General features: G+C 67.6%; 10 protein-coding genes. 6 read left to right on the forward strand and 4 right to left on the reverse strand.

The genetic code is table 11. The features are described from left to right. Positions 1 to 4 precede the first annotated feature (4 nt). Positions 5 to 1,066 carry an AI-2E family transporter gene (locus AB4070_RS01355; RefSeq protein ID WP_441978589.1) on the reverse strand — a complete coding sequence of 354 codons (1,062 nt, stop codon included), beginning with the start codon at positions 1,064 to 1,066 and terminating at the stop codon, positions 5 to 7. Positions 1,067 to 1,245: 179 nt separating this feature from the next. Here AB4070_RS01355 and AB4070_RS01360 point away from each other — a divergent pair, with 179 nt between their 5' ends. Both AB4070_RS01360 and AB4070_RS01365 read left to right on the forward strand, forming a co-directional pair. Further along, positions 1,246 to 3,192 (forward strand): glycosyl transferase, encoded by a 1,947-nt coding sequence (locus AB4070_RS01360; protein WP_441978590.1) that lies wholly within the window; start codon positions 1,246 to 1,248, stop codon positions 3,190 to 3,192. Beyond that, positions 3,189 to 4,112: a tetratricopeptide repeat protein gene (locus AB4070_RS01365; protein ID WP_441978591.1), complete on the forward strand. Its 924-nt coding sequence runs from the start codon at positions 3,189 to 3,191 to the stop codon at positions 4,110 to 4,112. The genes AB4070_RS01360 and AB4070_RS01365 overlap by 4 nt, the downstream gene beginning before the upstream one ends. 60 nt (positions 4,113 to 4,172) lie before the next feature. On the opposite strand, the gene glgB is transcribed toward AB4070_RS01365, so the two are convergent. From glgB to glgX, 3 genes are all read right to left on the reverse strand, one after another. Continuing rightward, a complete protein-coding gene (gene glgB, locus AB4070_RS01370; RefSeq protein WP_441978592.1) occupies positions 4,173 to 6,377 on the reverse strand; it encodes a 1,4-alpha-glucan branching protein GlgB in 2,205 nt (734 codons plus the stop codon). Then, positions 6,374 to 8,446, reverse strand: a complete 2,073-nt coding sequence (locus AB4070_RS01375; RefSeq protein ID WP_441978593.1) for a maltotransferase domain-containing protein — start codon at positions 8,444 to 8,446, stop codon at positions 6,374 to 6,376. The genes glgB and AB4070_RS01375 overlap by 4 nt, the downstream gene beginning before the upstream one ends. A 65-nt stretch (positions 8,447 to 8,511) precedes the next feature. Continuing rightward, positions 8,512 to 10,584, reverse strand: a complete 2,073-nt coding sequence (glgX, locus tag AB4070_RS01380; protein WP_441978594.1) for a glycogen debranching protein GlgX — start codon at positions 10,582 to 10,584, stop codon at positions 8,512 to 8,514. A 100-nt stretch (positions 10,585 to 10,684) separates the two neighbouring features. On the opposite strand from glgX, the gene AB4070_RS01385 reads away from it, so the two are divergent. From AB4070_RS01385 to AB4070_RS01400, 4 genes are read left to right on the forward strand one after another with little or no spacing between them, the layout of a single operon-like run. After that, entirely contained in the window at positions 10,685 to 11,860 is a 1,176-nt protein-coding gene (locus AB4070_RS01385) for a cysteine desulfurase family protein (protein WP_441978595.1), read from the forward strand. A 9-nt stretch (positions 11,861 to 11,869) separates the two neighbouring features. After that, entirely contained in the window at positions 11,870 to 12,967 is a 1,098-nt protein-coding gene (gene mnmA / locus AB4070_RS01390; RefSeq protein ID WP_441978596.1) for a tRNA 2-thiouridine(34) synthase MnmA, read from the forward strand. 38 nt (positions 12,968 to 13,005) lie between these two features. Next, positions 13,006 to 15,339 carry an NAD-dependent DNA ligase LigA gene (gene ligA, locus AB4070_RS01395; RefSeq protein ID WP_441978597.1) on the forward strand — a complete coding sequence of 778 codons (2,334 nt, stop codon included), beginning with the start codon at positions 13,006 to 13,008 and terminating at the stop codon, positions 15,337 to 15,339. Beyond that, entirely contained in the window at positions 15,336 to 15,803 is a 468-nt protein-coding gene (locus tag AB4070_RS01400; protein WP_441978598.1) for a hypothetical protein, read from the forward strand. The genes ligA and AB4070_RS01400 overlap by 4 nt, the downstream gene beginning before the upstream one ends. The last annotated feature ends 17 nt before the right edge of the window (positions 15,804 to 15,820 follow it).

Below are 15,820 nucleotides of genomic sequence, written 5' to 3' on the forward strand. Positions count from 1 at the left end.
GACGTCAGAGCTCGTTCATCCGCGGGATGAGCACCTGGCGGTAGATGATCAGGATGCTCGCGGCCACGGGGATCGCGATCAGAGCGCCGAGGAGACCGAGCAGGCTTCCTCCGGCGAGGGCTGCCACCACGACGACGGCACCGGGCACCGATACGGCGCGGCTCATGATGCGGGGGGAGATGATGTACGCCTCGATCTGCATGTAGATCAGGTAGTAGATCGCCGCGGCGATGGCGGTCGCCGGGGAACCGAGCCCGGGGATGAGACACACCAGGACGATGATCGTCGAGCCGGTGAGCGTGCCGACGAGCGGGATCAGCGAGAAGAAGAAGGCGATCACGGCCAGGACGGCGGGGAATGGTGCCTGGATGATCGAGAGGTAGATCGCGCTGAGCACACCATTGATCACGCCCTGGGTCACCTGGCCCATGACGTAGTAGCCGACCGAGTCGGTGATCTGCTCGGACAGATCGATGAATCGATCGCGCTTCGATGCCGGGGCGAGCTGGTAGACGGCGCGCTTGAGCGACGGCGTGGAAGCCGTCAGATAGATCGTCAGGATCAGGACGATGAAGGCTCCGAACAAGCCGCTGAGAACAGCACCGCTGGCAACGAGCACGCCCTGGCCGATGGAACCGCCGATCTCCGTGAGGTTCGTCGTCAGCCAGTCCTCCACATAGCTGAAGACATCATCGACGCGAAGGTTCGGGAACGCCTCGGTCATCCACTGCTTGAGGTCGTCGATCGCCGTCCCTCGCTGCACGATCGCCGATATCTGGGCTACCAGCTGGGAGATCTGGTCCACCAGGACCGGGAGGACGATGAGCACGATGCTCACGAAGACGCCGAGCACCGCGAGGATCGTCACCGACACGGCCGCCCAGCGAGGGAGGCGCCGGCGTTCGAGGAACGAGACCAGCGGGTCGAGCCCGAGACTCAGGAACAGGGCGGTGCCGAGATAGAGCAGCACGGTGGAGAGATTCTGCACGCTGTTGATCAGCAGGATCCCCAACCCCACGCCGAGCGTCGCCACCAGGGCGGTGCGGAAGGGATTGTGGATCTTCATCGGAGACTCCTCGGGACGGCTCCCGCAAGATTATCCAGACGCGCTTCGTCGGCGCGGACGACGTGCCGATCCAGCGGTCACTGCGTCTGCTCGTGGGCAACACACAGCTGATTTCGCTAGTCTGAAATGTCGAGTGTTGCGTCGCGGGCAGAGGCCCGCGATGCGTGAGGAGACTATTCGTGCGTTTCGTATGGGCCGTGGTGGCCTTCGTGCTGGCTGCCGTACTGATCGGTGCAGGGATTGCTCAGCGCACCATCTTCATGGGCCCCGCCACTCAGAAGACCCAGGTCGAGATCAGTGAACCGGCGCCGTTCGTTCTCATCGACGGCGACGTTCTTCGAGCGAATCCCGGTGCCCAGACACTGATCGTCCGTGGGCAGGGCGAGATCTTCGGCAGCTACGGTCGCACGGCCGACATGGAGGCCTGGCTCGCGGACTCCGACTACAACCAGGTCACGATGAAGAAGGACGGCGATCTGGCCGTCAAGCACATCGCTGCCTCCGACTCCGAGACCGACACATCCACCGACGCTCCGAGCGACGGCCAGGCCGATCCGTCAGAAGGCGCTCCGACGGGCCGCGACCCGCGCGGCTCCGACCTCTGGCTCGACTCCTTCGTCAAGGAGGATCGACTCACCGCGGAGAACATGCAGCTCCCGGAAGGCACGAGTCTGCTCGTCGCCTATGACGGGACCGCCGACGCTCCCGATGACATCGTGGTGTCCTGGCCGCTCGACAACTCGACACCGTGGGCCGGACCGCTCATGGTCGCGGGTGGAGTCATGCTGCTGCTCGGCCTCATCCTCTACGTCCTGGCCATCCGCCATCAGCGTCGGGGGCGCGGTCCGCGACGCAAGGGACCCGGTCCGCTTCCGATCACCGAGCCGATCGACCTCGCCACGCTTCCGCCCGCGGAGCGCGCCGCGATCGAAGACTCCGACTCCGCCACCGCGGCCCCTGCGCAGGCGAGTCCACGGCAGGACGACGAGGTGGAGGACGCCGAGATCGTGGACGAGACCAAAGACCCCGGCTCCAAGACATCGATGCGAGCCGCGAACGTTCGTCGGCGGCGTCGTCTTCTCGTGATCCCCGCGCTCGGACTCACAGCCATCCTCGCGGCCGGTTGCTCGTCGGACTCCTGGCCGCAGCTGGGCGACGCCTCGCCGACCCCCTCGCCGAGCCCCACGGTGGTCGCACCGGAGAACCAGAAGCCGCCGGCGGTCACCGAAGCTCAGGCCAAGCGCATCCTCAAATCGCTCGCCGGCACCGTGAGCGAGGCGGACGCAGCCCTCGATCTCGATCTGCTCGCAACGCGCTTCGAAGGACCCGCGCTGGCGACCAGGACCACGGAGTACGCGTTGCGGACGAAGATTCCGGAGACGGTGCCGCCCGCGGCCATCCCGACCGACGACGTGGAGGTCGTGCTCCCCGAGGCGACCGATCAGTGGCCTCGCACCGTCCTGATGCTGTCGAAGACCGGAGACGACACCGTGCCGCCCGTCGTGCTCACGATGACGCAGGCCGATCCGTGGTCGAACTACAAGGTCTCGCACATGGCGGAGATGTCTGCGGACGCCGCCTTCCCGGAAGTCGCAGCCTCTTGGCTCGGGACGTCTCTCGTTCCGTCCGACTCGGCCTTCCTCACGATCCCTCCTGCCGATCTGGCCACGACCTTCGCCGACGTCGTCGATCAAGGGGAACAGAGCGCGTCGTACGGCAAGTTCGACGATCTCGCCCTCACCTATGCGAAGTCGATCACCGACAGTCGTCAGGCTGTGGTCCAGGCGCTTGCGGACAAGGGGGCCGCCGAAACCTCGAAGGCGGCCTTCGACATGGCTGCGACGCAGGACGCCCCCATCTCGATGACGACTCTCGACAGCGGGGCCATCGTCGCCGTCACCCTCACCGATACGGAAACAGTGACGCCGACCGGCGAGGATGTCTCCATCCGCTTCGGTGACAACGCGCAGGCGAAGGCGCTCACCGACGCGACCGAGTCCGCGAAGGGCGTCGAGACGACCTACGAGTTCCAGCTGTTCTTCTCGGTCCCTGCGAAGGGATCGACGGAGCAGATCCGGCTCCTGGCAGCCCACCAGGACCTCCTGTCCGTGAAGGTGATCAAATGAGTGAGATCTCTCCCGCCGCCCTGCGCGGCGCCGTTGACCTGTCGAGCCTCCGCAAACGGCCGGCAGCTCCGACCGACGCAGCATCCGCACCGCCTGTCGCCGATGTGGTCGTCGACGCGACCGATGAGACGTTCGGACAGATCCTCGAGCTCTCGCGGACCGTCCCCGTGGTCGTCGACCTCTGGGCGGAGTGGTGTGGTCCGTGCAAGCAGCTGAGCCCGATCATCGAGAAGGTGACGCGCGAACTCGGTGGACGAGTGCTGCTCGCCAAGGTCGACGTCGACGCGAACCCTCAGCTCGCCCAGAGCTTCCGTGCGCAGTCGATTCCCATGGTGGTGGCGCTGATCGCCGGGCAGCCCGTGCCCATGTTCACGGGTGCCGTGCCGGAGCAGCAGGTGCGCGATGTGTTCGCCCAGCTGCTTCAGGTGGCGGCCCAGAACGGTGTCACCGGCTCGCTCTCGGTGTCCGAGGAGGGTGCAGAACCAGCGGTCCCCGCAGAGCCGGAGCTTCCACCGCTGCACGCTGAGGCATTCGCAGCGATCGAGCTCGGGGACTACGCGGCGGCCATCAAGGCCTATGAGAAGGCGCTCGCGGAGAACCCCCGTGACGCAGACGCGATCGCGGGGCTCGGCCAGGTGCGCCTCCTCGACCGCGTGCAGGGCCTCGATCTGCAGGCGGCGCGCGCTGCGGCAGCGGATGGCCCGCTCGATGTCCAGGCGCAGTTCGACGTGGCCGACCTCGATCTCGCAGGGGGACACGTGGAAGACGCCTTCGGCAGGTTGCTCGACCTGTTCTCGCAGCTCCCGGCCGATCAGCGCGTTCCGGTGAGGGAGCGTCTGGTCGAGCTCTTCGGCCTCATCGGCGCGGAGGATCCGCGAGTGGTGTCGGCGCGCAACCGGCTGTCGTCGCTCCTCTTCTAGGGCGAGGTTCTCGGGCGACGTCCTCGGTCTGGCGCGCGTGCGCACGCGCGCCAGAGCACCTCAGCCGTTGTTGACTGTCGGCACGTGTGGATCGGACTGGTAGCGCAGCCACAGAGTGGACAGCGCAGGCAGCGTCAGGCTCGCGAGAGCTGCGCCGCCTTCTGCGGGCTTGGCGTACACCAGGCCCAGGTTCCCCGATCCGCGACCCCCGTAGTCGGAGGCATCCGTGTTGAGCACCTCCTGCCACACGCCCTCGCGGGGCAGGTTGAGCTGGTAGCCAGTGCGTTCCACCCCCGCGAAGTTGCTGACGACGACCAGGCGCCCCCCGTGGGCGTCGCGTCGTTCGAAGGCGATCACCGTGGGATCCCAGCTCGGCGCTCCGAGTCGGCTGAACGAGGAGCCGTCGTTGTCGCGTTCCCACAGCGGTGCCTGCGCCCGGTAGGAGCGGTTCATCGCGCCGACGAAGTCCTGCAGCTGCGCGTGTGACGGCTGCTCGAGAAGCCACCAGTCCAACTCCCGACCCTCCGACCACTCGGCGAGCTGACCGAACTCCTGTCCCATGAAGAGCAGCTTCTTGCCGGGATGTCCCCACATGTAGGCGAGATACGCGCGGACGTTCGCGAGCTTGTGCCAGTGATCACCCGGCATCTTGGCGAGCAGACTGCCCTTGCCGTGCACGACCTCGTCGTGACTTATGGGAAGCAGGTAGTTCTCTCCGAAGGCATACACGAAGGAGAAGGTCATCTCGCCTTCATGGTGACCGCGGTACATCGGGTCGCGGGCGATGTACTGGAGCGAGTCGTTCATCCAGCCCATGTTCCATTTGAAGCCGAACCCCAGACCCGCGTGATCGGTCGGAGCAGTGACCCCGGGGAAGCTGGTCGACTCCTCCGCGATCATCAGGATTCCCGGGTGCAGCCGGTACGAGGTGGCATTGACCTCCTGCAGGAAGCGGATCGCCTCGAGGTTCTCGCGTCCGCCGTGGATGTTCGGCTCCCACTGGCCGGGTTCGCGCGAGTAGTCGAGATAGAGCATGGAGGCGACCGCGTCCACGCGGAGACCGTCGACGTGGAACTCCTCGAGCCAATAGAGTGCGTTGGCGACGAGGAATCCCCGTACCTCCGGCCTGCCGTAGTCGAAGATCAGCGTTCCCCAGTCCTGGTGCTCTCCCCGTCGCGGATCAGGGTGCTCGTAGAGCGGCTGTCCGTCGAAGCGCGCGAGGGCGAAGGCGTCTTTGGGGAAGTGCCCCGGCACCCAGTCCATGATGACGCCGATGCCTGCCTGGTGCAGGCGGTCGATGAGGTAGCGGAGGTCGTCGGGGCTGCCGAAACGACTGGTCGGGGCGTAGTACCCGCTCACCTGGTAGCCCCAGGATCCGCCGAAGGGGTGCTCCGCGAGCGGCATGAACTCGACATGGGTGAATCCCGCGTCCGTCACGTGCTGGATGAGCGGACCCGCGATCTCGCGATAGCCCAGTCCGCCTCGCCACGAGCCGACGTGGACCTCGTAGACCGACAGCGGCTGTGCGACGGCATGGGTGGCCGCCCTCCTCGTCATCCAAGCGCCATCGGACCAGGAGTGGGAGGAGGTCGTCACGACGGAGGCGGTGTCCGGCGGCACCTCCGCCGCGAGCGCCATCGGATCGGCCTTGAGGATCCACGCTCCGTCACGGGTACGGATCTGATACTTGTATCTGGTGCCGATCGGGATCCCGGGGACGAAGAGCTCCCAGACGCCGCTGACCCCCATCGAGCGCATGGCGTGGGACTCGCCGTTCCAGCCGTTGTGATCACCGACCACGCGCACGGCTGTGGCATGCGGGGCCCAGACGGCGAATGAGACGCCGATCTCGCCGTCGAAGGTGCGCAGGTGTGCTCCCAGCACCTCCCAGAGGCGCTCATGACGTCCCTCGGCGATGAGGTGGAGGTCGAGATCGCCGAGAGTCGGGGGATGGCGGTAGGGGTCGCCGACGACCGTCTCCTCCTGATCGCCGTACCGCGTCGCGATCCGATACGGGAGTGGGGGGCCGTCGTGCTGAGCTTCCCAGATGCCGTGTGCGACATGGGAGAGTTCGAGCCTGCTCCCGTCGGCGAACACGGCAGCGACCGCACCCGCGAGGGGGCGTCTGGCCCGGATGACCGTGACGGTACGATCAGCGGCATCCTTGTGCGCGTGCGCTCCGAGAACCGCGTGCGGATCGTGATGCGTGGCCGCGGAGATCGCCTCCCACTCGGTGGATGCTGCGACGTCTTCGGTGTAGCTCATGATCGTTCCCTCACCTTCAGGATGTGCACCGGCTCGGCGAACGCGTCGAGTCGTACGTAGTTGTGGTCGCTCCAGGTCCAGATCGCTCCGGTGAGGAGATCCTCGACCTCGAAGGTTTCCCCCAGCGGGATTCCCCATTGCGTCGTGTCGAGATGCACGGTCGTCTCGCGTACCGAGTGCGGATCGACGTTGGCGACCACGATGACGGTGTCCGGGCGTCCGGTACCGGTGAACTCGGCAGCAAGGTGCTTGCTGTAGACGAGGACGGCATCGTCATCGCTCCAGTGCACCCGGAAGTTGCGAAGCTGCTGCAGTGCGGGGTGCGCATCGCGGATCGCGTTGAGTCGGCGCAGCAGAGGAGCGAGCGATTCGCCTCTGGCTTCGGCACCCGCCCAGTCGCGGAACTTGAACTCGTACTTCTCGTTGTCGATGTTCTCTTCCGAACCGGGCCTGGCGACATTCTCGAACAACTCGTATCCGGCGTACACGCCGTAGACGGGACCGGCCGTCGCCGCGATGCAGGCGCGGATGCGGTAGGCCGCTCTGCCGCCGAACTGCAGGTACTCGGTGAGGATGTCGTGCGTGTTCACGAACAGGTTCGGACGCATGTAGTCGGAGGTCTCCTGGGACACCGACGTCAGGAACTCCTCGAGCTCCGCCTTCGTGTTGCGCCACGTGAAATAGCTGTAGCTCTGCTGGAAGCCCACGGCGGCGAGCGCGCGCATGACGGCCGGGCGTGTGAACGCCTCCGCCAGGAAGATGACGTCGGGATCGGCCGCATTCACCTCGGCGATGAGCCACTCCCAGAACTGGAGCGGCTTGGTGTGCGGGTTGTCGACGCGGAAGATCTTCACGCCCTGCTCAACCCAGTGCCGCACGACGCGCAGCATCTCGGCGTAGATGCCCGCGGGATCATTGTCGAAGTTGAGCGGATAGATGTCCTGGTACTTCTTCGGCGGGTTCTCGGCATAGGCGATCGTCCCGTCGGGGAGGGTCGTGAACCACTCCGGATGCTCCTGCACCCAGGGATGGTCGGGAGAGGCCTGCAACGCGAGATCGAGAGCGACCTCGAGGCCTTCCTTACGGGCCGCACGCACGAAGGCACGGAAATCCTGCGGCGAGCCGAGGTCTGGATGGATGGCGTCGTGTCCGCCCTCCGCTGCGCCGATCGCGTACGGGGACCCCGGGTCACCCGGTTCGGCCGTGAGGGTGTTGTTGCGGCCCTTGCGGTTGGTGGTGCCGATCGGATGGATCGGCACCAGGTAGACGACGTCGAACCCCATGGCTGCGACCTCGGGCAGCCGTCGTGTCGCCGTGCGGAGAGTGCCGCTCCTGACTGTGCCGTCCTTGAGGCGTCTGGCGCCCTCGGAGCGGGGGAAGAACTCGTACCAGGCGCCGACACCCGCGGCGCGCCGGTCGACGTTCAGGGTCTGGGGGAGTGTGACGGAGCGCAGCGACGCCACAGGACGCTCTCGGAAGATCTGTGCGAGCTCTGCATCCGTCGACAGGGCGATGGTCGTCGCGGCATCTCCGTTGCGGAGTGAGAGGGCATCGGCGGCCAGCCGCTTCCGCTGCCCTGCAGGACGATCCTTCTCCGCGGCGGCGGTGGTGAGGAGATCGGCGCCGAGTGCCGCCATGACCGGGACGTCGACGCCGGCCGCCACCTTCAGCGCGGCGGCGTGGGCCCAGGTCGCGAAGTCGTCGGAGAAGGCTTCGAACCGGTAGCTCCAGGAGCCCTGCTCGTCGAGCGCGATCTCCGCCACCCACGTGTCGGTGCCGTCGTCGCGCGGCGTGAGGCGATGCAGGCTCTCTTCGCCGGAGGGCGATGTGAGGCGGACATGCACGCCGATGATGTCGTGCCCCTCTCGGAACGCGACCACCCGGAAGGGGACGACCTCGCCGACGAAGGCCTTCGGAGTGAACCCGCCAGGGACGGTGGGCGCCGGTTCGAGGAGCGGGATGCGCGTCGTCCGCAACGAGCCGGGAGCATCTGCTCCGCCCGCGGCGCGCGCCGGGATCTGAACGGGGCTCCGAAGAGCCGAGGACCGAGTACCAGCACGAGCAGCCACCTCCCGAATGTACCGCGCGGACGTGGTGGCGGGTAGCGCGCAGGATGGTGCGTCGGCCGCCGGACTCATTCCACGCGGAAAAGCCTCATCGACGTGCCGGATACCGGAAGGACATCGCCGGGTGCGAAGACCTCGGCGTCGTCGGAGGGACGTTCCTGTGCGCTCGACCACAGCGAGACGAAGCGCGTCGCTCCATCGATCTCCTCGGGGAGACGGACGTCCACGGGGGACTCGGTTCCGTGCACGATGAGCAGGATGCGGTTGTGCGCCTCGGTATCAGGCGTGGAGGCGGCGACGTACTGCAGCGTCCTGTTGCCGGGGTCGGCCCATTGCTGCTGCTCCATCGTCTCGCCGTTCTGGTCGTACCAGTCCATCACCGAGGCATTGGGAATGTGCTCGCCGAGTCGCGCATAGCGGCTGGGGCGCAGTGCGGGATTCTCCTGACGCAGGCGGATCAGGCGGGAGACGTGAGCGCGCAGGTCCTCTTGCCAGGGCTCGAACTCCCAGCCGAGCCAGGTGAGCACGGAGTCCTGGGCGTAGGCGTTGTTGTTGCCTCGTTGGGTGCGACCGACTTCATCGCCGGCAGTGAGCATCGGAATACCTGCCGACAGCAGCAGGGTCCCCAGGAGGTTCCGCATCGCCTTGCGGCGGGCGGCGAGGATCGCCGGGTCGTCGGTCGGGCCCTCGACTCCGTGGTTGAAGGCGCGGTTCATGTCGGCGCCGTCGCGATTGTGCTCGCCGTTCGCCTCGTTGTGCTTCACGTCGTAGGAGACGAGATCATGCAGGGTGAATCCGTCGTGGGCGGTCACGAAGTTCACGCTGGCGAGCGGGCCGCGGTCTTCGCTGAACGTGTTGGAGGATCCGGCGAGGCGGGTCGCGAATCCGCCGATTCCGACCGGGGCGGATGCGCGGCGCGCGTAGTCGATGTCGCTCAACCAGAAGTTGCGCACCCTGTCGCGGTAGCGGTCGTTCCATTCATGCCAGCCGGCGGGGAAGTTCCCCGTCTGCCAGCCACCGAGGCCCACATCCCACGGCTCGGCGATGAGCTTGGTGTCCGCGAGGACGGGATCATCCGCGATGGCCGCGAGGAGCGGGTGGTCCGGCGAGTAGGCGTGCGTCTCGTCTCGCGCGATGGCAGTGGCGAGGTCGAAGCGGAATCCGTCGATCTGCATCTCCTGCGCCCAGTAGCGCAGCGAGTCCAGCACGAGTCTCGCGCCGGCAGCCGTCGACGTGTTGAGGGTGTTGCCGCAGCCCGTCGTGTCGATGTAGATCCCTGACTCGTCCTGACGGTAGTAGCTCGCGTTGTCGATGCCCCGCAGGCTCGATCGCGGTCCGCCGATGCCCTCTTCCGAGGTGTGGTTGTACACGACGTCGAGGATCACCTCGAGCCCCGCCTCATGCAGCAGCCGCACCATGCCCTTGAACTCGGCCAGTACGGCTTCGGGGCCCGCCTTCCGTGCCTCCTCCGTCGCGTAGGCGGTGTGCGGAGTGAAGAAGTTCAGGGTGTTGTAGCCCCAGTAGTTCGTGAGTCCTCGTTCGAGGAGTCGCGGTTCCGGCACGAAGGCGTGCACAGGCAGCAATTCGATCGAGGTGATGCCCAGCTCGTGGAAGTGCTCGATCATCGCAGGGTGCGCGAGACCGGCGTAGGTGCCGTGCAGCGCGGGTGGGACGTCCGGGTGACGTTTGGTGAGCCCCTTGACATGGCCTTCGTAGATCACGGTGCGGTCCAGGGGCACGCGAGGCTTCTGCGAGTCGCCCCAGTCGAACCCGTCGACGATGACGACCGAGCGCCACTCCTCGTACCCGTCTCCTTGCGCGAGGCCGCGAGCGTAGGGATCCAGCAGCAGTGTCTCCGGGTTGAAGGTATTCCCCGGGCCGTGTGGGCCGCTGACGCGGATCGCGTAGCGAACCCCCGGCTGGAGCATCTCCGTCGTGACTTCCCAGATCCCCCCTGGCCGACGTTCGAGCGCCACCTGATCGGTGGCCCAGTCGAGATCGGTCGCGTCGAAGACGACAAGCTCGACGGATGACGCGTTCTGCGACCAGACGCGCAGTGTGCCGACACCGTCGTGCAGACGGACGCCGAGGTTGTCGAGGACGGGGCCGCCGGGCGCGGTGAGGTCTCGGGACGCGGGCATGAGTACACATTAGGCGTGATGTGTTGCCGTCTCATGACAAGGCGGACCCGGTCCCAGGCCGGAAGGCCCTCTCTCGACGGTTTCGCGAGAGAATCGAAGGATGCGGCACTATCTCGACCACGCGGCGACCACGCCCCTGCGCCCCGAAGCGCGTGAGGCGTGGCTGGCAGCGTCCGAGACGGTGGGCAACGCCTCATCGACTCACGGCGCCGGCCAGGACGCACGGCGGCTTCTCGAGGAGTCCCGTGAGCGCGTGGCGGCGGTGCTGGAGGCCGACCCGATCGAGATCGTGTTCACCTCGGGTGGCACCGAGTCGATCAACCTGGCCCTGCAGGGTTTATGGCGTGCCCGGCCCGCGGGGACATCGGCGATCGTGATGCCCGACGCCGAGCACCACGCGACGTTGGACACCGTCGCCGCGCTGCTCGATGAGGGCGCAGAGGTACGACAGGTGCCCGTCTCGTCCACGGCGCGCATCGTCCCGGAGCGCTTCGCCGAGGCACTTCCCGGAGCTGCCCTCGCCACCGCGCTGGTGGCGAACAACGAGGCGGGGACGATCAACGACGCGCGGTCGCTCGCGGCAGCGTCCGCCGGCGCCGGAGTTCCACTCCACCTCGACGCGGTCGCTGCGCTCGGCCACGTGCCGTTGTCGTTCCGGGGCTTTCGAGGAGAGGCGGAGAGCGGGGTCGGGCTCGTCGCGATGAGCCTCGCCGGCCACAAGATCGGCGCACCGGTGGGGGTCGGGGTGCTCGTCACCGCTCGCTCCGCCCGGCTCACGGCGTTGCTGCGCGGGGGAGCCCAGCAACGGGGCCTGCGCGCCGGCACCCAGGATGTCGCCGGAGCGGCCGCCCTCGCCGTGGCTCTCGAACTCGCGGAGCACGAACGACAGAGCGAGGCTGCGCGTCTGAGTGCGCTGCGCGACCGCCTGGTGGCCGGGATCGTTGCCGCGGTGCCGACGGCCGAGCTCCTGGGCGATCCGAACGACCGTCTTCCCGGCAACGCGCACATCCTGTTCCCGGGTGCGGTGGGGGAGAGCCTGCTGTTCCTGCTCGACGTCGCAGGAGTGGCGGCGTCGACCGGGTCAGCCTGTCAGGCGGGCGTGGCCGAACCTTCGCATGTCGTGATGGCGATGGGACGCCCGGAGCGGGACGCCCGCAGCGTGCTGCGCTTCTCGCTCGGACGGACATCGACAGGGAGCGACGTCGATGCCGTGCTCGGTGCGATCGCCGAGGCGTACACGCGCGCATCCGGCGCCGGCACAGCCGCGCGCTCGTAGACTGGTCGTATGCGGATCCTTGCGGCGATGAGCGGTGGAGTCGACTCGGCCGTCGCGGCAGCCAGGGCCGTGGAGGCGGGGCACGACGTGGTCGGCGTGCATCTCGCGCTCTCCCGGGCCGGCGGAACGCTGCGCACCGGCAGTCGAGGATGTTGCACGATCGAGGATGCCCTCGACGCGCGCCGCGCAGCCGATATGCTCGGCATCCCGTTCTACGTCTGGGATTTCTCCGAGCGGTTCCAAGACGACGTGATCGAGGACTTCATCTCGGAGTACCAGGCAGGACGTACCCCGAATCCCTGCATGCGCTGCAACGAGAAGATCAAGTTCGCCGCCCTGCTGGAGCGTGCGATCGAGTTGGGCTTCGACGCGGTGTGCACGGGGCATTACGCCACTCTGGTCGACGGCGAGGGCGGCCTCGAGCTGCACCGGGCGTCGGACAACGCCAAGGACCAGTCCTACGTGCTCGGCGTCCTCACGGCCGAACAGCTCGCGCACACCTACTTCCCGCTCGGCACGACGCCCTCGAAGGCCATCGTCCGCGCAGAGGCCGAAGCACGCGGCCTGAGCGTCGCGCAGAAGCCGGACAGCCACGACATCTGCTTCATCCCCGATGGTGACACGCGTGGCTGGCTCGCCGAGAAGGTCGGCACGGCCACGGGCGAGATCGTCGATCGCGCCGGCGAGGTCGTGGGTTCGCACGAGGGCGCGCATGCCTTCACCGTCGGACAGCGGCGCGGGCTCAAGCTCGGCGTCCCCGCAGCAGACGGCAAGCCGCGCTTCGTCCTCGAGGTGCGACCGGTCTCGAACACGGTGGTCGTCGGCCCCAAGGAGGCGCTCGCGATCGCCGAGATCGCGGGAGAGCGGTTCAGCTGGGCCGGTGCTGCACCGACGGAGTCCTCGTTCGAGTGCCACGTGCAGATCCGCGCGCACGCCGAGCCCGTCCCTGCGAGGGCCGAGATCTTCGAAGGCGGCGTCCGCGTGACGCCCGAGGTCGCGTTGGACGGTGTCGCGCCAGGGCAGACCGCCGTGCTCTACATCGGGACGCGGGTGCTCGGACAGTTCACGATCGACACCACGGTGTCTGCGGTCCCTGTCGGCGCGTAGCCTCCTCCGGTGTCGGTACCCGCTCGTAGACTGACGGGGTGCCGGAGAACATCTCGCTGGAAGACGCCCGAACCGAAGCCGAGAAGCTGACCACACGCATCCTCGATGCGAAGGAGGCCTACTACGGCCGCGACACCTCGATCGTCGATGATTCCACCTACGACGGCTGGATGCGCCGACTCGAAGAGCTCGAACGTCTGCACCCCGAGTTGCAGGGGCAGGACTCGCCGACGCAGATGGTGGGGGCAGCTGAGGCGACGGGCCTCGCGACCATCGAGCACGCGGAGCGCATGCTCAGCCTCGACAACGTCTTCTCCGTCGACGAGCTGCGGGAATGGGCCGCGAAGACGAAGGCCGCCGCCGGACGCGATGTCGCCTGGCTCACCGAGCTGAAGATCGACGGCCTCGCCATCAACCTCCGCTACGAGAACGGCGTGCTCACCTCCGCCGCCACCAGGGGCGACGGACGCGTCGGGGAGATCGTCACGGAGAACGCGCTTCGACTGCCCGAGATCCCGTATCGACTGAGCGGTGAGGGCCACCCGGCCATCGTGGAGGTGCGCGGAGAGGTCTTCATCCCCGTCGCCGCGTTCGAACGGCTCAACGCGGCGCAGGCGGCCTTCCGCGACCGCGCCTTCGCCGATGCGCTCGAGCGCTGGGAGTCGCGGGGCGGAACGAAGAAGCCGTTCGATGAGGAGAAGGCTCGCACCGCCGCCGCGCGCCGATTCCCCGCGTTCGCCAACCCTCGCAACGCAGCGAGTGGTGGCCTGCGTCAGCAGATCGACAAGAAGAACGGCCTCGAACTCGAAGCCGGCCTGCTGCGCATCGAATCCCTCGCGCTCTACGTGCACGGCGTCGGCGCGTGGTCGAACCCTCCCGTCGCGGCGCAGAGCGAGGTGTACGACCTTCTGGCCGAGTGGGGGCTGCCCACGAGCCCGCACACCAGGGTGTGTCACACGATCGATGAGGTGGTGACGTTCGTGGAGTACTACGGCGAGCACCGCCACGACATCGAGCACGAGCTCGACGGCATCGTGGTGAAGGTCGACGAGCTCGAGCTCCATGACGAGCTCGGCGCGACCAGCCGGGCTCCGCGCTGGGCGATCGCGTACAAGTACCCGCCGGAAGAGGTGCAGACGAAACTCCTCGACATCGTGGTGTCGGTCGGCCGCACCGGCCGCGCGACTCCTTTCGCGGTGATGGCCCCTGCGCAGGTCGCCGGGTCCGTCGTCCGGCAGGCGACCCTGCACAACAAGGACGTCGTCAAGGCGAAGGGCGTGCTGATCGGAGACACCGTCGTGCTGCGCAAAGCCGGCGACGTCATCCCCGAGGTCCTCGGCCCGGTCGTCGAGAAGAGAGATGGCACCGAGCGCGAGTTCGTGATGCCCCTGGAGTGCCCGGAATGCGGCACACCGCTTCGGGCGATGAAGGAGGGCGACATCGATCTGCGATGCCCGAACGCGCGTTCGTGTCCGGCACAGGTGCGCGGACGTGTCGAGCACATCGGCTCCCGCGGTGCCCTCGATGTCGAGGCACTCGGCGAGGTCACCGCCGCCGCTCTGACGCAGCCGACATCTCCCGCGGTGCCGCCGCTCGAGACCGAGGCCGGTCTCTTCGCACTCACGCTCGACCAGCTCGTCCCCATCGAGCTGGTGGTCCGCGACGCGGAGACGGGGCTTCCCAAGGAAGATGAGGACGGGATCGTCAAGACGCGCGCCCCGTTCCGACGGAACCCGACTGCGGCCGAGAAGAAGTCTGGCCTCGAGGGTCCGCAGCCCTCGTCCCAGGCGCTCACTCTCCTCGCCGAGCTCGAGAAGGCGAAGAAGAAAGACCTGTGGCGTCTGCTCGTGTCGTTGAACATCCGCCACGTCGGACCTGTCGCTGCCAGGGCGCTGGCACAGTGGTTCGGCTCGCTCGACGCGATCCGCACGGCTACGCGCGACGAGCTGGCCGCGGTGGAGGGTGTGGGCGGCATCATCGCCGACTCGCTCCTGGCCTGGTTCGAGGTCGACTGGCACAAAGAGATCGTGGAGCAATGGGCGGATGCGGGAGTGCAGTGGAAGACACCCGGTCACCCCGGTCCCGGCGCTGCCGTCGCCGCAGGGGGGGTGCTCGAAGGACTGACTGTGGTCGCCACCGGCTCGCTCGACGGTTACACGCGTGAGGGTGCGCAGGAAGCCATCATCAACGCGGGGGGAAAGGCGGCGTCGAGCGTGTCCAAGAAGACGGACTTCGTGGCCGCCGGTCCCGGTGCGGGGTCCAAGCTCGCGAAGGCGGAAGAGCTCGGTCTCCGGATCCTCGATGCGGCGCAGTTCCACATCCTGGTGACGGAGGGTCCGGATGCGCTCCCTCCCGCGGGCGAAGGGGCGTGAGGCGCTACGGTCCGCTGATCGTCGTCCCCGAGGCGTTGGCTGTCGGTGATCCCGGTCGGAACCACCTTCGGCTGATGCCCGAGGCGGTGCTCATCCGCGACGGAGCCGAGAATCGCGGCATCGTGCCGTGGACGGGACTCGCGCAGATGGAACTCGACGTTCCGACGACGCGCTTCCGCCTTCCCGGTCTCACGGGCACTGTGCTGCTCGGGGCGTTGACCGCCCTGGCGCTGAGCGACCTCGGGATCGATCCCGATGACGGTTCCGCGAAGCTCATCGTCGACGGGGAGACGCGCACCGTCCCGCTGAGCCGTCATCACGTCGGAGGCTACTGGGCTCCGACCGTCACGGGAGCGCACCGACTGATCGCTCACCTCATCTCGCATCCGGAACAGCGGGCACTTCTGGCACATCCGGAGCCGCTGATAGCCGTCGCCGCACGGCTCGCGCGCGGAAGCGGCTAGACGCCGCCGCGCGCGAC

It is taken from the genome of Microbacterium sp. 2RAF4, assembly GCF_052115285.1.
Lineage (GTDB): Bacteria > Actinomycetota > Actinomycetes > Actinomycetales > Microbacteriaceae > Microbacterium > Microbacterium oxydans.

What these genes read in the sequence shown, in the direction of transcription:
- AB4070_RS01355 (WP_441978589.1), bottom strand. Translation starts at nt 1,066, where the DNA reads ATGAAGATCCACAATCCCTTCCGCACCGCCCTGGTGGCGACGCTCGGC.
- AB4070_RS01365 (WP_441978591.1), top strand. Translation starts at nt 3,189, where the DNA reads ATGAGTGAGATCTCTCCCGCCGCCCTGCGCGGCGCCGTTGACCTGTCG.
- glgB (WP_441978592.1), bottom strand. Translation starts at nt 6,377, where the DNA reads ATGAGCTACACCGAAGACGTCGCAGCATCCACCGAGTGGGAGGCGATC.
- glgX (WP_441978594.1), bottom strand. Translation starts at nt 10,584, where the DNA reads ATGCCCGCGTCCCGAGACCTCACCGCGCCCGGCGGCCCCGTCCTCGAC.
- AB4070_RS01385 (WP_441978595.1), top strand. Translation starts at nt 10,685, where the DNA reads ATGCGGCACTATCTCGACCACGCGGCGACCACGCCCCTGCGCCCCGAA.
- mnmA (WP_441978596.1), top strand. Translation starts at nt 11,870, where the DNA reads ATGCGGATCCTTGCGGCGATGAGCGGTGGAGTCGACTCGGCCGTCGCG.